22 protein-coding genes and 1 tRNA gene are annotated in these 16829 nt (G+C 69.7%); 20 read left to right on the plus strand and 3 right to left on the minus strand.

Going from position 1 to position 16829, the window contains the following annotated elements:
* Positions 1–5 precede the first annotated feature (5 nt).
* Positions 6–308, minus strand: coding sequence for a hypothetical protein (locus E9232_RS10650; RefSeq protein ID WP_309793909.1), 303 nt, complete (start codon positions 306–308; stop codon positions 6–8).
* A 98-nt stretch (positions 309–406) separates the two neighbouring features.
* Between E9232_RS10650 and relB the strand changes: the two genes are divergently transcribed.
* The 18 genes from relB to E9232_RS10740 all read left to right on the plus strand — a co-directional run bounded on the left by relB (position 407) and on the right by E9232_RS10740 (position 13470).
* On the plus strand, positions 407–592 hold the full coding sequence (gene relB / locus E9232_RS10655) for a type II toxin-antitoxin system RelB family antitoxin (protein ID WP_309793910.1): 186 nt from the start codon (positions 407–409) through the stop codon (positions 590–592).
* Positions 593–638: 46 nt separating this feature from the next.
* Positions 639–1043, plus strand: a complete 405-nt coding sequence (locus E9232_RS10660) for an SET domain-containing protein (protein WP_309793911.1) — start codon at positions 639–641, stop codon at positions 1041–1043.
* A 61-nt stretch (positions 1044–1104) separates the two neighbouring features.
* On the plus strand, positions 1105–1866 hold the full coding sequence (locus E9232_RS10665; protein WP_309793912.1) for a heme ABC transporter permease: 762 nt from the start codon (positions 1105–1107) through the stop codon (positions 1864–1866).
* Positions 1867–1872: 6 nt separating this feature from the next.
* On the plus strand, positions 1873–2043 hold the full coding sequence (gene ccmD, locus E9232_RS10670) for a heme exporter protein CcmD (RefSeq protein WP_309793913.1): 171 nt from the start codon (positions 1873–1875) through the stop codon (positions 2041–2043).
* Positions 2040–2555, plus strand: coding sequence for a cytochrome c maturation protein CcmE (ccmE, locus tag E9232_RS10675; RefSeq protein WP_309793914.1), 516 nt, complete (start codon positions 2040–2042; stop codon positions 2553–2555). Before ccmD ends, ccmE begins: the two co-directional genes overlap by 4 nt.
* Complete coding sequence (locus tag E9232_RS10680; RefSeq protein ID WP_309793915.1) at positions 2552–4519, plus strand: heme lyase CcmF/NrfE family subunit; 1968 nt, start codon at positions 2552–2554, stop codon at positions 4517–4519. Before ccmE ends, E9232_RS10680 begins: the two co-directional genes overlap by 4 nt.
* 10 nt (positions 4520–4529) lie before the next feature.
* Entirely contained in the window at positions 4530–5066 is a 537-nt protein-coding gene (locus E9232_RS10685) for a DsbE family thiol:disulfide interchange protein (protein ID WP_309793916.1), read from the plus strand.
* Positions 5067–5322: 256 nt separating this feature from the next.
* The gene (locus tag E9232_RS10690) at positions 5323–5748 is read left to right on the plus strand and encodes a cytochrome c-type biogenesis protein (RefSeq protein ID WP_374710608.1); all 426 of its coding nucleotides are present in this window, start codon (positions 5323–5325) and stop codon (positions 5746–5748) included.
* Positions 5745–7142 (plus strand): c-type cytochrome biogenesis protein CcmI, encoded by a 1398-nt coding sequence (gene ccmI / locus E9232_RS10695; protein WP_309793917.1) that lies wholly within the window; start codon positions 5745–5747, stop codon positions 7140–7142. Before E9232_RS10690 ends, ccmI begins: the two co-directional genes overlap by 4 nt.
* Before the next feature lie 366 nt (positions 7143–7508).
* Positions 7509–8282 carry an ABC transporter ATP-binding protein gene (locus E9232_RS10700; protein ID WP_309793918.1) on the plus strand — a complete coding sequence of 258 codons (774 nt, stop codon included), beginning with the start codon at positions 7509–7511 and terminating at the stop codon, positions 8280–8282.
* 105 nt (positions 8283–8387) lie between these two features.
* Positions 8388–9179 (plus strand): transporter substrate-binding domain-containing protein, encoded by a 792-nt coding sequence (locus E9232_RS10705; protein ID WP_309793919.1) that lies wholly within the window; start codon positions 8388–8390, stop codon positions 9177–9179.
* A 102-nt stretch (positions 9180–9281) separates the two neighbouring features.
* Positions 9282–10079, plus strand: coding sequence for a transporter substrate-binding domain-containing protein (locus tag E9232_RS10710; protein ID WP_309793920.1), 798 nt, complete (start codon positions 9282–9284; stop codon positions 10077–10079).
* 58 nt (positions 10080–10137) lie between these two features.
* Positions 10138–10863: an ABC transporter permease gene (locus tag E9232_RS10715; protein ID WP_309793921.1), complete on the plus strand. Its 726-nt coding sequence runs from the start codon at positions 10138–10140 to the stop codon at positions 10861–10863.
* A gap of 3 nt (positions 10864–10866) precedes the next feature.
* On the plus strand, positions 10867–11562 hold the full coding sequence (locus E9232_RS10720) for an ABC transporter permease (protein ID WP_309793922.1): 696 nt from the start codon (positions 10867–10869) through the stop codon (positions 11560–11562).
* A gap of 60 nt (positions 11563–11622) precedes the next feature.
* Positions 11623–11952 carry a TfoX/Sxy family protein gene (locus E9232_RS10725; protein WP_309793923.1) on the plus strand — a complete coding sequence of 110 codons (330 nt, stop codon included), beginning with the start codon at positions 11623–11625 and terminating at the stop codon, positions 11950–11952.
* Between the two features lie 262 nt (positions 11953–12214).
* Positions 12215–12688 carry a GNAT family N-acetyltransferase gene (locus E9232_RS10730; protein ID WP_309793924.1) on the plus strand — a complete coding sequence of 158 codons (474 nt, stop codon included), beginning with the start codon at positions 12215–12217 and terminating at the stop codon, positions 12686–12688.
* A 72-nt stretch (positions 12689–12760) separates the two neighbouring features.
* The gene (locus E9232_RS10735; protein ID WP_309793925.1) at positions 12761–13192 is read left to right on the plus strand and encodes a CBS domain-containing protein; all 432 of its coding nucleotides are present in this window, start codon (positions 12761–12763) and stop codon (positions 13190–13192) included.
* Positions 13193–13290: 98 nt separating this feature from the next.
* Positions 13291–13470 (plus strand): DUF1328 domain-containing protein, encoded by a 180-nt coding sequence (locus E9232_RS10740; protein WP_309793926.1) that lies wholly within the window; start codon positions 13291–13293, stop codon positions 13468–13470.
* A 107-nt stretch (positions 13471–13577) separates the two neighbouring features.
* Here the strand turns inward: E9232_RS10740 and E9232_RS10745 are convergent.
* Positions 13578–13653: transfer RNA gene (locus E9232_RS10745), tRNA-Ala, on the minus strand.
* A 192-nt stretch (positions 13654–13845) separates the two neighbouring features.
* Here E9232_RS10745 and E9232_RS10750 point away from each other — a divergent pair.
* Both E9232_RS10750 and budC read left to right on the plus strand, forming a co-directional pair.
* Positions 13846–14805 (plus strand): complex I NDUFA9 subunit family protein, encoded by a 960-nt coding sequence (locus E9232_RS10750; RefSeq protein ID WP_309793927.1) that lies wholly within the window; start codon positions 13846–13848, stop codon positions 14803–14805.
* A 154-nt stretch (positions 14806–14959) separates the two neighbouring features.
* Positions 14960–15733, plus strand: a complete 774-nt coding sequence (gene budC / locus E9232_RS10755; RefSeq protein WP_309793928.1) for a meso-2,3-butanediol dehydrogenase — start codon at positions 14960–14962, stop codon at positions 15731–15733.
* 21 nt (positions 15734–15754) lie between these two features.
* On the opposite strand, the gene E9232_RS10760 is transcribed toward budC, so the two are convergent.
* Positions 15755–16768, minus strand: coding sequence for an alpha/beta hydrolase (locus E9232_RS10760; protein WP_309793929.1), 1014 nt, complete (start codon positions 16766–16768; stop codon positions 15755–15757).
* Positions 16769–16829: the final 61 nt, after the last annotated feature.

The raw sequence follows: 16829 nt of genomic DNA on the forward strand, positions 1-16829 counted from the left end.
GATCGTCAGCTGGCGTCGTCTGAAGGGCCGCCGGCGGCGGATCCCGGCGCCGGCAAATCGGACGCGTCGCGATCAGGATCTTTGCGCGGGATATATTCGGTCACGAATCCCTCCGTCCAGCCCGTGCGGCCCAGCGTGAGCTCCTGGATCTGGAAGCCTTCGGGATAGTCGACAAATCCGGGTTTTCCGTGCAGCCGGGCGATCACGGCCTCCGCCTCGGCGACGGTCGCATAGGCTCCGATACGCAGTTCCGTATCCTCGCGGTGTTCGTATTCGCGTACGAACCAGAGATCATAGATAATCGTCATCGCCGCGGTTCCTGGGTGCCTTGACGCCCGAACTATGGGCGGGCGGGGAGGCGGCGGCAATGTTTGCATCCCGCTCACCCGTATCGTCGGAGGAGACATTGAGCACTGATTTCGCTGCCGATCCCGAAACCTATGACGCCTGGTTCCGGGCCAAGGTGCGGGAGGCGCTGGCCGACACGCATCCGGCGATTCCACATCGGCAGGTGATGGTTGAGGTCCAGGCGCTGATCGATCGGAAGCGCCGCGCCCACCCTCTCATCGTCTCGACCCTTCGTCCGGGGTGACGCCGGGCCCGGCCTCGCGTAATGCTTGGGAAAAGGAACCCGGCCGATGCTTCTCGTCCCCACCACCGTCGGACCCAGCCGGATCGAAGGCCTGGGCCTGCTCGCCGCCGAACCGATCGCCGCCGGCACCGAGGTCTGGCGCTGGCACCCCGTGTTCGACGCCTTCCTGCCCGATGCCGAGGTCGCGGCCCTGCCGGCCACGGCCCGCGCCTTCCTCGAGCGCTACGCCTATCCCGCGCCGGAGCTGCCGGGCGGGCTGTCGCTGAACCTCGACGACGCTCGCTTCATGAACCACAGCGACGACCCGACGCTGGAGACGGTGGGCGAGGTCTGCGTCGCCCGGCGCGACATCGCCGCGGGGGAGGAGCTGACCTGCGACTACGGCGCCTTCCATCCCGGGCTGCGCGACGTCATCCAGGCCTCGGCCCAGGCCGCGGGGCGCGGCAATTGAGCCGACCGACAGGCCTTCGGGCTTTGACTATGGTACGCTTCCACGAACGCCACGCCATGCCATGCACCGCTTCGCCAATCCCGCCCGCTTCCTGCGTCTGAGCGCCGCCCTGCGGCCCTGGGCCCTCGGCGTCGCCCTGCTGACGCTGCTGGGCGGGCTGTGGCTGGCGCTGTTTGATTCGCCGCCCGACTACCAGCAGGGCGAGACGGTGCGGATCATGTACATCCATGTCCCCGCCGCCTGGATGGCGACCATGGTCTACGCCACCATGGCCGTGGCCTCCGCCGTCGGGCTGGTGTGGAAGCATCCGGTGGCCGAGCTCTACACCAAGGCGGCGGCGCCGCTGGGCGCCGGCTTCACCGCGCTGTGCCTGGCCTCCGGCTCGCTGTGGGGCCAGCCGATGTGGGGCACCTGGTGGGTGTGGGACGCCCGGCTGACCAGCGTCTTGATCCTGTTCTTCATCTATCTCGGCTACATCGTCCTGGTCTCGGCCTTCGACGACCAGCAGCGCGGCCTCAAGGCCGGCGCGGTGCTGACCCTGGTCGGGGCGGTGAACCTGCCGATCATCAAGTTCTCGGTCGACTGGTGGAACACGCTGCACCAGCCGGCCTCGGTGATGAAGCTGGGCGGATCCTCGCTCGACCCGTCGATCCTGTGGCCGCTCTTGGTCATGGCGGTCGCCTTCACCGCGCTGTTCGTCTGGCTGGTGCTGCTGCGCACCGAGACCGAGATCGCCGAGCGCCGCATCCGTGCCCTGCGCCTGGCCACCGCCATGGCCGCGCGCGGCGGGGATGCGCCGGCGCTGGGCCACCCGGTCGGATGACGCAGCATGGCTGACTTCTTCGCGATGGGCGGCTACGCGGCCTATGTCTGGGGCGCCTACGGGCTCGCGCTGGTGGTGCTGACCGGCCTGGTGGTCGCCACCCTGGCGCGGCGGCGCAGCAGCCAGCGCAGCCTGGAGGCGCTGGAGCAGCTGCGCGGCCGCAGGGGCCGGGCATGACCCGCAAGCGCCGCCGCCTGATGCTGCTGGGCCTCGCCGCCCTTGGCCTGTGCACCGCCTCGGCCCTGGCCCTGTCCGCCTTCCAGGACAATCTGCTGTTCTTCTACAGCCCCAGCGAACTTCATGCCGGCAAGGTCGCCGAGGGCCAGCGCTTCCGTCTCGGCGGGCTGGTGGTCAAGGGGTCGCTGCAGCATCTGCCGGACGGCCACACCATCACCTTCACCGTGACCGACACCGCCTATGACGTGGCGGTGCGCTACGGCGGCATCGTGCCCGACCTGTTCCGCGAAGGGCAGGGCGTGGTCGCCCATGGCCGGGTCGCCCCAGACGGCACCTTCATGGCCGACGAGCTGCTGGCCAAGCACGACGAGAAATACATGCCGCCCGAGGTCGCCAAGGCGCTGCAGGATGCCGGCCATCCCAGCGCGCCCGGCGCCTCCGGCAAGCCGGCCGTCTCGGCCGACGCCACGCCTGCCAACGCCCCCCCCGCCAACGCCATGGTCGCGCAATGATTCCCGAGATCGGCCACTACGCGCTGGTGCTGGCGCTGCTGCTCGCCGTGATCCAGGCGACGCTGCCGCTCTACGGCGCGGCGCGGCGCCATCCCGGGCTGATGGCGATCGCGGAGCCGGCGGCGACGCTGCAGCTGGCCGCCATCCTGATCGCCTTCGCCGCCCTGACCTGGGCCTATGTCGTCTCCGACTTTTCGGTCGCCACGGTCGCCGGCAACAGCCATTCGCTGAAGCCGATGCTGTACAAGGTCACCGGCGTGTGGGGGAACCATGAGGGCTCGATGCTGCTCTGGGTCCTCATCCTGGCCCTGTTCGGCGCCTCGGTGGCGGTGTTCGGTGAAAACCTGCCGCCGACGCTGAAGGCCCGGGTGCTGGCGGTGCAGGGCATGATCGGCATCGGCTTCCTGGCCTTCATCATCCTGACCTCGAACCCGTTCCTGCGGCTGAACCCGGCGCCGCTCGACGGCCAGGACATGAACCCGCTGCTGCAGGATCCCGGCCTCGCCATCCATCCGCCGTTCCTCTATCTCGGCTATGTCGGCTTCTCCATGGCGTTCTCCTTCGCCGTCGCCGCTCTGATCGAGGGCCGGGTCGACCCGGCCTGGGCGCGCTGGGTGCGGCCCTGGACGCTGGCGGCCTGGTCGTTCCTGACCATCGGCATCGCGCTCGGCTCCTACTGGGCCTATTACGAGCTCGGCTGGGGCGGCTGGTGGTTCTGGGACCCGGTCGAGAACGCGTCGCTGATGCCCTGGATGGCGGGCACCGCGCTGCTGCACTCCGCCCTGGTGGTCGAGAAGCGCGACGCGCTGAAGAGCTGGACCATCCTGCTCGCCATCGTCACCTTCGGCCTCAGCCTGGTCGGCACCTTCCTGGTGCGGTCCGGCATCATCACCTCGGTCCACGCCTTCGCGGTGGATCCGGAGCGCGGCGTCTTCATCCTGCTGCTGCTCGCCCTGACCATCGGCGGCGCCTTCGCCCTCTACGCCATCCGGGCGCCGAAGCTGAAGCTGGGCGGTGTGTTCGCCCCGGTCAGCCGGGAAGGGGCGCTGGTGCTGAACAACCTGCTGATCTGCACCGCCACCGCGACGGTGTTCATCGGCACGCTGTACCCGCTGCTCGACAAGACCGTCTCGGTCGGCGCGCCCTACTACAAGCTCACCTTCGTGCCGCTGATGGCGCCGGTGGTGGTGGCGATGGTGGTGGCGCCGCTGATGTCCTGGAAGCGCAGCGACCTGCCCGGCGTGCTCGGCCGCCTCAAATTCGCTGCCGCCGGCACCGCCCTGGTGGTGCTGGCCGTGCTGTGGCTGCAGGGCGGCGGGCCGGTGCTGGCGCTGGTCGGCATCGCCTTCGGGGCCTGGTGCGTGTTCGGCGCCATGACCGACATCGCCGAGCGCATCCGGCTGTTCCGCATCCCGCTGGGCGACAGCCTGTCCCGCGCGCTGGGCCTGCCGCGCAGCGCCTGGGGCGCCGCCTTGGCCCATGGCGGGCTCGGCATCGCCCTGCTGGGCATGATCGCCACCAGCTTCTGGTCGACCGAGCGGCTGGAGCTGGCGAAGCCCGGCGACCGCATCGACATCGCCGCCGGCTATGCCGTCGAATTCGACGGGGTGCGGGTGGGGCAGGGGCCGAATTACGAGCTGCGCGAGGGCGACCTCAAGCTGTTCCACAACGGCCAATTCCTGTCCGATTTGGCGCCGGAGAAGCGCTTCTACCCGGTGGCCCGGATGCCGACCAGCGAGGTCGCGATCCACACCACCCTGGTCGGCGACGTCTATGTCGCGCTGGGCGAGGCGCAGCCGGACGGGCGCTGGAGCCTGCGCCTCTACCACCACCCGCTGGTGCCGTGGATCTGGGGCGGTGCCCTGATCATGGCCTTCGGCGGCGCCCTGTCGCTCAGCGACCGCCGGCTGCGGGTCGGCGCGCCGCGGCGGGCGGCGGCGCGCGCCGTCGGATCGCCGGCCTGAGGAATTCCCGATGCGTCGCCTGCTGTTTCTCCTGCCCCTGCTGCTGGTCGCGGCCCTGGCCGTCTGGATCGGCGGGCTGCTGCTGTCCGGCCGCGACCCGCAGGCGCTGCCCTCGGCCCTGATCGACAAGCCGCTGCCGCCCTTCACCCTGGCGGCGCTGCCCGGACGCTCCGACGGCGTGGCCAGCACCGATTTCGGCGGCAAGCCGATGCTGCTGAACGTCTTCGCCAGCTGGTGCGTGCCCTGCCTGGCCGAACACCCCGTCATCACCAAGCTGGGGAAGGAGGACGGCATCTCCGTCCTCGCCATCAACTACAAGGACAAGCCGGACGACGCCCTGGCGTGGCTGAAGCGCAACGGCGACCCCTATGTCCGGATCGGCGCCGATGCCGACGGCCGGGCGGCGATCGACCTCGGCGTCTACGGCGTGCCCGAGACCTTCGTGATCGACACCGCCGGCCGCATCCGCTACCGCCACCCCGGCCCGCTGACCCCCGACATCGTCGACCGCGAGATCCGGCCGCTGCTGGCGGAGCTGGCGAAGTGACCGTGCCGCCGACCACCGGCGCCTTCCTTTTAAGTCCCCCCTCCCCCTGCGGGAGGGGGGTAGGGGGAGGGGGTTGTCGATGACGTGCACCCAAATCCGACAATCCCTGATCGATCGATCGGTCAATTATTGCCGCCCACCGTCGGTTACCACGGCACGAACCCCCTCCCCCTATCCCCCTCCCGCGAGGGGAGGGGGGACTCGGTGGGGGCAGGCTTTCCGGTTTGCCCTCAGCGCTCTCTTTCTGGCCCTCGCTTTGGCCGCACCGGCCCGCGCGATCGAGCCGCAGGAGCAGCTGGCCGACCCGGCGCTGGAGCACCGCGCCCGCGAGCTCGGGCAGGAACTGCGCTGCCTGGTGTGCCAGAACCAGTCGATCGACGATTCCAACGCCGACCTGGCGCGCGACCTGCGCACCATCGTGCGCGAGCGGCTGACCGCCGGCGACAGCGACGACCAGGTGCTGCAATTCGTCACCGCCCGCTACGGCGACTATGTCCTGCTGCGCCCGCCCTTCCGCACCGGCACGCTGATCCTGTGGTTCGGCCCGGTGGTGGTGCTGGTGGCCGCCATCCTCGCGCTGATGCTGCGTCGGCGCCGCCGAGCCTTGGCCGAACCGGCGCCGCTGTCGCCGGAGGAAAGCCGCCGCCTGGCCCGGCTGCTCGACGAGGAGAAGGGTTCGTGAGCGGCTGGCTGTTCTGGATCGTCGCCGCGGTGATGACGGCGGGTGCCGTGCTGATCCTGCTGCGCAGCCTGTTCCGGGCCGGCGCCATCCCGGCCTCGGGCCATGACAGCACCGTCTACCGCGACCAGTTGAAGGAGCTGGAGCGCGAGCGCGCCGCCGGCCAGATCGGCGATGCCGAGGCCGAGGCGGCGCGGGCCGAGATCGTCCGCCGCCTGCTGGCCGCCGGCGAGGCGCAGCCGGTGGCGCTGCCGCAGCCCACCCGGCCGCCGCGCCGGCTGGCGCTCGGCCTCGCCATCCTGCTGCCGGTGGCGGCGCTGGCGGTCTATCTCGTCGAGGGCACGCCCGGCCTGCCGTCGCAGCCCTTCGCCAGCCGCGACCAGAGCGAGCGCGGCGCGGTCCAGGCCGCGCTGGCGCAGGCCCAGGCGCTGGAGCAGCGCCTCGCCGCCGCACCGCAGGACCGCGACGGCTGGGTCGAGCTCGGCCAGCGCTGGAGCGACCTCGGCGAGGCCGCCAAGGCCGCCGACGCCTATGGCCGGGCCATAGGCCTCAGCGGTGCCGCAGGCGGCGACCCGGTGCTGACGGGGCGCTATGGCGAGGCGCTGGTCGGCGCCAATGGCGGCACCGTCACCGAGACCGCGCGCGCCGCCTTCGAGCAGGTGCTGAAGGTGGCGCCGAACGATCCGCGCGCGCGCTATTTCCTGGCGCTGGGCAATTCCCAAGCCGGCGACGACCGCGCCGCGCTGGCGCTGTGGCAGGGGCTGATGCGGGATTCGCCGGCCGACGCGCCCTGGGTGGCCTCGGTCCGCCAGCATCTGACCGAGACCGCGCAGCGCCTCGGCCTCGACCCCGCGGGGGTGACCCCGCAGACCCTGCCGCCCAGCACGTCCCAGGCCAGCGGCCCCGCCGGGCCGGCCGGCCCGGCCGCGGCGATCGCCAGGCTGCCGCCGGACGAGCAGGCCAAGGCGATCCGCGGCATGGTCGACGGTCTCGCGGCGCGGCTGCAGCAATCGCCCGACGACCTCCAGGGCTGGATCCGGCTGGCCCGCGCCCGCAGCGTGCTGGGCGATGCCGCGGCGGCCGCCGACGCCTATGCCCGGGCCGCGGCGCTGTCGCCCGACGACAACGGCCTGCTGCGTGCCTATGCCGACGCGCTGCTGGCCGCCGGCCGGGGCGAGGAGGTGCCGCCGGTGCTGGCGGCCGGGCTGCCGCGCCTGCTGGCGGCGGACCCCAAGGACCTCATCGCCCTGTGGTTCCTCGGCGTCGCCGCGCAGAAGGGCGGCCAGCCGCAGGAGGCGCGGCGCCTGTGGGGCCTGATGCGCGACCAGTTCCCCGAAGGCAGCCCGGAACGCGCCGGGATCGAGCAGCGCATTTCCCAGCTGCCGGCGGCGGGGTGAGGCCGGCTCTCGGGGATGGGCTCCCAACATCGTCATTGCGAGCGCAGCGAAGCAATCCATGCCAGCCGCGCCATGGATTGCTTCGTCGGCTTCGCCTCCTCGCAATGACGGGTGGGGGCGGGAGAGGTGACGCGCTATCTTGCGTCGAGCGGGATGGGGCTTCGTCGGTGCGGCATTCTGCGAGCCGAAATCGCCGGGATCCCGGCAACTTTAGCAATCAAAGCCGATCGCGGACCTTCGTTGCCGGGCCTTGTGCGGCCCGATGTCCGGGCGTGGTTGACCGGCACTGCGAAACAATGGTTGTTTCGGTTGCAACAAGAACTCAGGTGAGGCTTTTCCATCGTGGTCTCTGTTGCAGCTGCTGCCGTGGCGCCATCGGATGCGGCGATCGTCGTCGAGGATCTGCACAAGCGGTTCGGCAAGCTCGAGGTGCTCAAGGGCGTCTCGCTGCAGGCCCAGCAGGGCGACGTCATCTCGATCATCGGCTCCTCCGGCTCGGGCAAGAGCACGCTGCTGCGCTGCATCAACCTGCTCGAGACCCCCAATGACGGCCGCGTCTGGGTCAATGGCGAGCTGATCAGGATGAAGAAGCTGCGCTCCGGCGAGGCCGAGCCCGAGGACAGCAAGCAGGTCGACCGCATCCGCGCCTCGCTCGGCATGGTGTTCCAGAGCTTCAACCTGTGGTCGCACATGACCGTGCTCGACAATGTGATCGAGGCGCCGGTGCATGTGCTGAAGGTGCCGCGCAAGGAGGCGGTCGAGCGGGCCGAGGCCCTGCTGGCCAAGGTCGGCATCGCCGACAAGCGCGACCACTACCCCAGCCACCTCTCGGGCGGCCAGCAGCAGCGCGCGGCGATCGCACGCGCCCTGGCGATGCAGCCCAAGGTGATGCTGTTCGACGAGCCGACCTCGGCGCTCGACCCCGAGCTGGTCGGCGAGGTGCTGCGGGTGATCCGCCAGCTGGCGGAGGAGGGCAACACCATGCTGCTCGTCACCCATGAGATGCGCTTCGCCCGCGAGGTCTCCAGCAAGGTGATCTTCCTCCACCAGGGCAGGACCGAGGAGGAAGGGACGCCGGCGGAGGTGTTCGACAACCCGCGCTCCGACCGCATCCGGCAATTCCTGAAAGTGCAGCATTGATGGCGCCGGTTCGCGGCGGGGCTTGACCCTGCCTCGCGACTCCGTGGAAATCGGCCCATCCAACCCGGGATCGCAAGATCCCAGATCTGAACGGGAGACTTCAATATGAGGACCTGGTTGTCGCTGATCGGCGCCGCGGCCATCGTGCTCGCCGCCGGCACGGCCTCGGCCGAGGACACCCTGCGGGTCGGCACCGAGGGCGCCTACCCGCCCTACAACGCCACCGACGCGTCGGGCAAGCTGGTCGGCTTCGAGATCGACCTGGCCAATGCGCTGTGCGAGCGCATCAAGGCGAAGTGCGAGATCATCCAGCAGGATTGGGACGGCATGATCCCGGCGCTGGAGAACAAGCGCTTCGACGCCATCATGGCCGGCATGTCGGTGACCGAGGAGCGGCTGAAGAAGATCGCCTTCTCCAAGCCCTACAGCACCACCCCGGCCTGGTTCGTCTCGGCCAAGGACGGCGTGCTGAAGGACGCCAAGACCCTGGCCGACATCCAGGCCGCGCTGAAGGGCAAGTCGGTCGGCGTGCAGCGCTCGACCATCCACCAGAACTTCCTGGAGGCGAAGGTGCCGGGCGTCGACGTCCGGCTCTACGACACCCAGGACGACCTCAACCTCGACATGCAGAACGGCCGCATCGATGCCGGGCTGGCCGACAGCCTGGGCTGGAAGGACTTCCTGGCGAGCGACGCGGGCAAGGGCTTCGACCATTTCGGCCCGGGCCTGACCGGCAAGGACGACCCGCTGTTCGGCGCCGGTGTCGGCATCGGCCTGCGCAAGGACGACACGGCGCTGAAGGACAAGCTCGACAAGGCGATCGATGCGATGAACGCCGATGGGTCGCTGACCAAGCTGTCGGTGCAGTGGTTCGGCTTCGACACCTCGATCAAGTAAGCGAAACAGGCAAGTCGGCAGAAAATGCGCGGGCGGCGGCCGGAATGCGGTGCCGTCGCCCGCGGCCAAACCGGGGCCAAGGGTCCCAGAACGGGAGAGGTCATGGCGAAGATCTGGTTGTCCCTCGTCGGGGCGGCGGCGCTGGCGCTGGGTGGCGGCGCGGCATCCGCGGCCGACTCGCTGCGCATCTGCATGGAGGGCGCCTACCCGCCCTTCAACAACACCGATTCCAGCGGCAAGATCGTCGGCTTCGAGGTCGATGTGGCCAACAATCTGTGCAAGCAGGCCGGGCTGACCTGTGAGATCGCGGCGCAGGATTGGGACGGTTTCATCCCGGCGTTGCTGAACAAGCGCTGCGACGCCCTGATGGACGGCATGTCGATCACCGAGGAGCGGCTGAAGCAGATCGCCTTCTCCGTGCCCTACACCGACACGCCGGCCTGGTTCGTCGGCGCCAAGGACGGCCTCCTCAAGGACGCCAAGACCCTGGCCGACGTCCATGCCGCGCTGAAGGGCAAGACCATCGGCGTGCAGCGCTCGACCACCCACCAGAACTTCCTCGAGGCCGAGTTCAAGGACTCGACCGTCAAGCTCTACGACACGGTCGACGACCTCAATTTCGATCTGGTCAACGGCCGCATCGATGCCGGGCTGGGCGACAGCACGTCCTGGGATTCGTTCCTGAAGAGCGACAACGGCAAGGGCTACGCCCATTACGGCCCGACCCTGACCGGCAAGGACAATCCGCTGTTCGGCCAGGGCATCGGCATCGGCCTGCGCCAGGAGGACAAGGATCTCAAGGCCAAGCTGGACAAGGGTATCGCGTCGATGAAGGCCGATGGCTCGCTGTCCAAGCTCGCGCTGCAGTGGTTCGGCTACGATCCGCTCAATCCCCAGTGAAACGGTTCCGGGCGGCGGCTGACCCCGCCGCCCGTCCTCACCCAGGCAGCGCCAAGGCATGCAAGGACTGATTGATTCGCTGAAGCTGATGTCCTTCGGCGAGGGCGGCTGGGGATACCAGTTCCTGCTCGCCGCCGGGATGACCATCCTGCTCTCCACCGCCAGCTACATCTTCGGCCTCGTGGTCGGGCTGATCGCCGCCTGCCTCAAGGTGTGGGGCGGCTTCGTGCTGCGCGGGCTGATGGAGATCTACACCACCATCATCCGCGGCGTGCCCGAGCTGCTGATCATCTACCTCCTGTTCTTCGGCAACGAGGCGGCGATCAACGCCATCCTCGGCATGATGGGCATCGTCGAGCCGTTCCGTCTCAACGAGTTCGTGATCGGCGTCTTCGCCGTCGGGCTGATCTCCGGCGGCTACGCAACCGAGGTGTTCCGGGGCGCGATCCAGACCGTGCCGCACGGCCAGATCGAGGCCGGCAAGGCCTTCGGCATGCATGGCTTCCTGACGTTCCGCCGCATCATCCTGCCGCAGACCATCCGGCTGGCGCTGCCCGGCCTCGGCAACATCTGGCAGCTGATCCTGAAGGACACGGCCCTGGTCTCGGTGGTCGGGGTGACCGAGCTGATGCGCATCAGCCAGGTGGCCGCGCGCTCCACCCGCGAGCCGTTCCCGTTCTACATCACCGCGGCCATCCTGTTCCTGGTGATCACCACCTTCTCGACCAAGCTGTTCCGCAAGGCCGAGGCCCATTACGACCGCAGCGTGCGGCGGGCGAGCTGAGCCATGGATCTCGACCTCATCCTCCAGACCTTCGGCAAGCTGATCGGCGGCGCCGGCACCACCATCGCGCTGATCGTGCCGGCGCTGATGCTCGGCATCGTCCTGGCGACGGTGCTGGCGGTGATGCGGATGTCCGGCAACGGCCTCCTGTCGCGGCTGGCGCGCGGCTATGTCTTCGTGTTCCGCGGCACGCCGCTGCTGGTGCAGATCTTCCTGATCTATTTCGGCCTCGGCCAGTTCAGCGCCCTGTGGAAGTCGCTCGGGGTGTGGGATTGGCCGATGCGCGAGGCCTTCCCCTGCGCCGTGATCGCCTTCGCGCTGAACACCGCCGCCTACACCAGCGAGATCATCCGCGGCGGCCTGCTGGCGGTGCCGTTCGGCCAGATCGAGGCGGCGCGGGCCTGCGGCATGTCGCGCCTCACCGTGTTCCGCCGCATCACCGTGCCGATCGCGATCCGCCAGGCGCTGCCGGCCTATGGCAACGAGGTCATCCTGATGGTGAAGGCCAGCTCCCTGGCCTCGATCATCACCATCATGGAGATCACCGGCATCGCCAAGCAGATCAACTCGCAGACCTTCGCGCCGTTCGAGGTGTTCACCGCCGCGGGCATCCTGTACCTCGCGATGAACTTCGTGGTGGCGATGGGCATCCGCGGGGTGGAGTGGAAGCTGACGCCGCATATGCGCCGCCGGGCCTAACGACGCCGCCGCCAGATCGTGGCGTCTCGGCGGTGGGGACCTTAAGCGGGGAGGGGACTCATGGCGCGCGACGAGGGCCTCGAGGAGCTGGTGCGGGCCGACCTCGAGGCCGAGCGGGGGCTGGCGGAGAAGCCGATGTTCGGCGGCTGGGCCTGGCTGCTGAACGGCCACCTGCTGTGCGGCGCGCGTGATGCCGGCATGCTGGTCCGGCTCGGCCGCGATCGCGACGGCTGGGCGCTGGCGCTGCCCGGCATCATCCCGATGATCATGCAGGGCCGGCGGATGCAGGGCTGGGTCCGGGCCGGGCCGGAGGCCTTCGGCGACGACGCGCTGCGCCGCAGGCTGCTGGACGCCGCCCTCGATTTCGTCCGGTCCCTGCCGGAGAAATAGCGGCCATCGGCCCTTCTTCGTCATTGCAAGGGGCCAGAGGTAGCGCACGCCACCCCTCACCGTCATTGCGAGGAGGCGCAGCCGACGAAGCAATCCATGCCAGGCGGCGCCATGGATTGCTTCGCTGCGCTCGCAATGACGGGGGAGGGGTACCGCAAGCGGGAGAGGCAACGCATCCTGCTTTTCCGCCCCACCATGGAGGCTCGCAATCCGACGCATCCGCCTGTCGTGACCGTGGGAAAACCCAGGTAGACTGGCTGATATGTTCACCTTCACGCCGCTCCGCCCCGCCGACCTGTCCCGCCTGCGCCTGTGGCTGATGATGCCGCATGTCCGCGCCTGGTGGGGCGACCCGGACGCCGGCATCCGCGAGATCTGCCGGCTGATGGCCTCGGACTGGGCCGAACCCATGCTGGTGGCCTGGCAAGGCCGCCAGATCGGCTACCTCCAGGCCTATGACGCGGTCTCGGCGGCGCCGGACGGCGATGCCGTGCCCGGCAGCTTCGGCATCGACCTGTTCATCGGCGAGCCGAGCTATGTCGGCAAGGGCCTCGGCACCGCCTTCGTCGGCGCCTACACCGACCGGCTGCTGCGGGGTGGCCGGGCGCTCAGCATCATCGCCCGGCCGGCACCGGCCAACCACCGCGCCATCCGCTGCCTGGAGCATGCCGGCTTCCGCCTGCTGGGCGACGGCGACGGCCGGGTGCTGACCATGGGCAAGGATCGTTCCGGCTGATCAACAGCCGAGTCGCGACCCGCCGATACCGTGCTATAATCTTGAAAAATCATAACGGATCGGGGACTTGCCATGAATGTCGCCCAGATTTTGACTGTGAAGGGGAACGCCGTCGTCCATGTCGCGCCGGACTCTCGACTGGCCGATGTCGTCGCGCTGCTTCGCAACCGGCGCATCGGCGCCGTGATCGTCAGCAGCGATGGCCGCCGCATCGAGGGAATCCTGTCCGAACGCGACGTGGTGCATCGGCTCGCCGACCGCGGGCCGGCGGTGCTGGAGGACCGGGTGTCGACCGTCATGGTCAATCCCGTGATCACCTGCGGCACCAACGACACGGTGGCGGAGCTGATGGGGATGATGACCCAGCGCCGCTTCCGCCACCTGCCGGTGGTCGACGACCAGGGCCTGCTGTCCGGCATGATCAGCATCGGCGACGTGGTCAAGGCGCGGCTCGACGAGATCGAGAGCGAGGCCGAGAGCTTGCGCGAATACATCGCGAGCTGACGCACCGAAGCGGGGAACTGCAGGGCCTAAGCCCCTGTTCTTGTCATCAGAGGTTCACGCCGGCGCCGCCGGCGGGCTGACAAGAATGAGGTGCCCGAATGTTCGGCAGTCTTCTCCACTGGGCCGTCATCTTCCTGATCGTCGCGCTGGTCGCAGCCGTGCTCGGCTTCGGCGGCGTCGCCGGCACCGCCATGGCCGGCGCCAAGATGCTGTTCTGGGTCGCGATCGTGATCTTCATCGTCATGCTGGTCGCCGGGCTGATGCGACGCGGACGCTGACGCGGCACCGCCCTCGACCATTGGGACAGGGCGGACATGAGTCGACGGCCGGGCGCCTCAGGAGGCGTTCGGCCGTTGCCATGTCCGGGGTCACCATCGGGGGAGGATGGTGGAGCTGAGCGGGATCGAACCGCTGACCTCCTCATTGCGAACGAGGCGCTCTCCCAACTGAGCTACAGCCCCACACTGAACCGGGAGATTGGGGGCTCCCGGTGAACGGCGCGGAATATCGTGCCCGGTCCCGGGCTTGTCAAGCGCCTGATCCCGGCCGTGGATGTTTTTCCGAGCGCGGTCGTTTGAAACGCCCGGCGCCTCGGATATAAGGGGGCCGGGCCGCCAGCGGGTCGCGGCCCGAACGGGCTCGCAGGCAGGACCATGGACACCATCGGCCAAAAGACCGTCACCCTTTTCGGCGGCACCGGATTCGTCGGGCGCTACGTGGCGCAGCGCCTGGCCCATCGCGGCTGGCGCATCATCGTCGCCTCGCGCCATCCCGACCGGGCCCTGCCGCTGAAGACGGCGGGGGCGGTCGGTCAGGTCGTGCCGGTCTTCGCCGATGTGCGCGACGATGGGTCGGTGGCTGCGGCGGTGGCCGGGGCCGATGCCGTGGTCAACCTCGTCGGCATCCTGTTCGAACGCGGCCGGCAGCGCTTCGACGCCGTCCACGGCGAGGCCGCGGGCCGCGTCGCCCGGGCGGCGGCCGCCGCCGGCGCCACTCGCTTCGTCCAGATCTCGGCGATCGGCGCCTCGGCCGACAGCCCGTCGGCCTATGCCCGCACCAAGGCGGCGGGCGAGGCCGCGGTGCGAAGCGCGTTCCAGGCCGCCACCATCCTGCGACCCAGCGTGATCTTCGGGCCCGAGGACGGCTTCTTCAACCTGTTCGCCGGGCTGGCCCGCATGGCGCCGGTCCTGCCGCTGTACGGCGGCGGCACCACCCGGTTCCAGCCGGTCTATGTCCAGGACGTGGCCGACGCCGTCGTCGCCTGCCTGGAGGGCGAGGGCACGGCCGGCCAGACCTATGAGCTGGGCGGCCCGCGGGTCTACAGTTTCCGCGAGCTGATGGCGCTGACCCTGAAGCAGACCGGGCGCCGCAAGCGCCTGGTGTCGCTGTCCTGGGGCGTGGCGTCGCTGCAGGCCAAGCTGTTCAGCCTGCTGCCGAAGCCGCTGCTGACTCCGGACCAGGTGCTGCAGCTGAAGACCGACAATGTCGTGGCGCCGGGGGCGAAGACCCTGGCCGACCTCGGCATCGCGCCGACCCCGGCCGAGCTGATCCTGCCCAGCTATCTCGACCGCTACCGGCCGGGCGGGCGCTTCGGCAACCGCCGGGTCGCCTGAGGCGCATAGCCCGCTACCGCTGCAACCCGAATGGGTTTGGTCGCAATCAACCGGTAGTCTGCACGGTCTAATCCTGGCGTCCTCGGGACTCCGGCGGAAGGGGCGCTGCATGCGGCGCGCTCCCCCCGGGGCCCATCGCAAGGACGGCATGGCCATGAGCCTGCAGCGATTCCACGACAAGGTCGTGATTGTGACCGGGGCCGGCTCCGGCATCGGGGCGGCGACGGCGCGGCGGTTCTGGGCCGAAGGCGCCTCCGTCGTCCTCGCCGGACGGACGGAGGAGACGCTCGCCGCGGTGGCGGAGGAGCTGGACGAGGAGCGCAGCCTGATCCAGGTCTGCGACGTCGCGATCGGGTCGGACGGGCGGCAGCTGGTCGAGGACGCCATCGCCCGGTTCGGGCGTATCGACGTGCTGGTGAACAATGCCGGCACCGGGACGGTCAGCGGCTTCCTCGACATGCCCTTCGCCCATTGGCACCGCACCATCGAGATCAACCTCGACGGTGTGTTCAACATGACCCGGGCGGTGCTGCCCAGCCTGCTCGACAGCCGGGGGGCGATCGTCAACGTGTCCTCGGTCTGCGGCAGCGGCGGCGACCCCGGCCTCAGCGCCTACAACGCGTCGAAGGGCGCGGTCACCAACCTGACCCGCAGCCTGGCGCTGGAGTTCGGCGGCCGTGGCGTGCGGGTCAACGCGGTCAGCCCCAGCGTCACCTTCACCGAGATGAACGAGCCCGTCTTCGAGCAGTATCCGGAGGTGCTGGCCCGGATGCTGGCCCGCATCCCGCTGGGGCGGGGCGCGCAGCCGGAGGAGGTCGCCGCCGTCATCGCCTTCCTGGCCAGCGCCGATGCCGCCTTCGTCAACGGCGTGGACCTGCCCGTCGACGGCGGCACCAGCGCCTCCAGCGGCCAGGGCTCGTTCCTCTGAGCCGTGCCCGGCCGGGGGCGGCTAGCCCCCGGTCAGCGCCTCGCCGAGGAACGGCAGGCTCTCATCCATGCGGTAGTCGACCGATGAGTGGTTGTCGGGGAACTCCTCGTAGCGGTGCGCCACGCCCAGCCGCTCCAGCGAGCGGTGCAGGCGGCGGGCGCCGTAGACCAGGTTGAACTGGTCGATGTCGCCGCAGTCGATGTACAGGGCCTTCAGCGACCGCAGCCCGTCGGCATGCTGGTCGACGATCAGCGCCGGGTCCCATTTCAGCCAGTTGGCCCAGCGCTCCGCGATCAGCTCGCCGGTCTCGAGGTCGACCGGCAGGCGGATGCCGAGATGCTGCGACGGGTCAGGGTCGTAGCTGGCGGCCATCGCCAGGTCCATCAGGATGTGGATGTCGGAATCATTGGGCTTGGCCGAGGCCTCGAACGCCGCCATGAAGCGCTCGATCGAGCCGCCATGCTTGGCCAGCGCCCGCAGCACGTTGGGCATGTCGATCAGATAGGCCAGCTCGAACCCCATGTCGCCGGAATGGCAGGCGGCGGCGCTCCACACATCGGCGTGGCGCATGGCGTGGATAATCGAGCCGTAGCCGCCGGAGCTCTTGCCGAACACGCCGCGCCGGCCTTGCCCGCCGCAGCCCAGGCGGGATTCGACCGCCGGCAGCATCTCGTCGATCAGGAAGTCCTCCCACCGGCCCATGGCGGTGGAGTTGATGTACTGGTTGCCGCCGAGCCGGGTGAAGCAGTCGGGGAAGGCGATCACCACCGGCGGCAGTTTGCCCTCGGCGATCAGCCGGTCGGCGCGCTCCGGCACGTTCTCGCCGAAGTTCTTCCAGTTGGTGTGGGCCGGCCCGCCGGCGGTGAAGCCGACCAGGTCGACCAGCAGCGGCAGGCCGCGCCCGTCATGGCCGGCCGGGATGTAGAGATCGACCTGCCGCTCGCTGGGGTCGCCCAGCAGGTTGCCGCGCAGCGCCCGGCTGTCGATCGTGAAGCTGTCCACCCGTCCGTGCGGGGCGTCCTGGGTCTTGCGCATGGCGTTTCCTCCCGCGGTTGTGCCGCCACCCTAGACCGAGTCTCGGGCGGCCGCACCCCCG

The sequence above is a fragment of the Inquilinus ginsengisoli genome (assembly GCF_031453975.1).
Lineage (GTDB): Bacteria > Pseudomonadota > Alphaproteobacteria > DSM-16000 > Inquilinaceae > Inquilinus > Inquilinus ginsengisoli_A.

Coding starts and splice junctions, on each gene's coding strand:
- E9232_RS10725 (WP_309793923.1), top strand. CDS start 11,623: ATGGCGCGCGACGAGGGCCTCGAGGAGCTGGTGCGGGCCGACCTCGAG.
- E9232_RS10750 (WP_309793927.1), top strand. CDS start 13,846: ATGGACACCATCGGCCAAAAGACCGTCACCCTTTTCGGCGGCACCGGA.
- E9232_RS10685 (WP_309793916.1), top strand. CDS start 4,530: ATGCGTCGCCTGCTGTTTCTCCTGCCCCTGCTGCTGGTCGCGGCCCTG.
- E9232_RS10740 (WP_309793926.1), top strand. CDS start 13,291: ATGTTCGGCAGTCTTCTCCACTGGGCCGTCATCTTCCTGATCGTCGCG.
- E9232_RS10660 (WP_309793911.1), top strand. CDS start 639: ATGCTTCTCGTCCCCACCACCGTCGGACCCAGCCGGATCGAAGGCCTG.
- E9232_RS10705 (WP_309793919.1), top strand. CDS start 8,388: ATGAGGACCTGGTTGTCGCTGATCGGCGCCGCGGCCATCGTGCTCGCC.
- E9232_RS10720 (WP_309793922.1), top strand. CDS start 10,867: ATGGATCTCGACCTCATCCTCCAGACCTTCGGCAAGCTGATCGGCGGC.
- E9232_RS10650 (WP_309793909.1), bottom strand. CDS start 308: ATGACGATTATCTATGATCTCTGGTTCGTACGCGAATACGAACACCGC.
- budC (WP_309793928.1), top strand. CDS start 14,960: ATGAGCCTGCAGCGATTCCACGACAAGGTCGTGATTGTGACCGGGGCC.
- ccmD (WP_309793913.1), top strand. CDS start 1,873: ATGGCTGACTTCTTCGCGATGGGCGGCTACGCGGCCTATGTCTGGGGC.
- ccmE (WP_309793914.1), top strand. CDS start 2,040: ATGACCCGCAAGCGCCGCCGCCTGATGCTGCTGGGCCTCGCCGCCCTT.
- E9232_RS10730 (WP_309793924.1), top strand. CDS start 12,215: ATGTTCACCTTCACGCCGCTCCGCCCCGCCGACCTGTCCCGCCTGCGC.
- E9232_RS10680 (WP_309793915.1), top strand. CDS start 2,552: ATGATTCCCGAGATCGGCCACTACGCGCTGGTGCTGGCGCTGCTGCTC.
- E9232_RS10715 (WP_309793921.1), top strand. CDS start 10,138: ATGCAAGGACTGATTGATTCGCTGAAGCTGATGTCCTTCGGCGAGGGC.
- E9232_RS10735 (WP_309793925.1), top strand. CDS start 12,761: ATGAATGTCGCCCAGATTTTGACTGTGAAGGGGAACGCCGTCGTCCAT.
- E9232_RS10665 (WP_309793912.1), top strand. CDS start 1,105: ATGCACCGCTTCGCCAATCCCGCCCGCTTCCTGCGTCTGAGCGCCGCC.
- E9232_RS10760 (WP_309793929.1), bottom strand. CDS start 16,768: ATGCGCAAGACCCAGGACGCCCCGCACGGACGGGTGGACAGCTTCACG.
- E9232_RS10710 (WP_309793920.1), top strand. CDS start 9,282: ATGGCGAAGATCTGGTTGTCCCTCGTCGGGGCGGCGGCGCTGGCGCTG.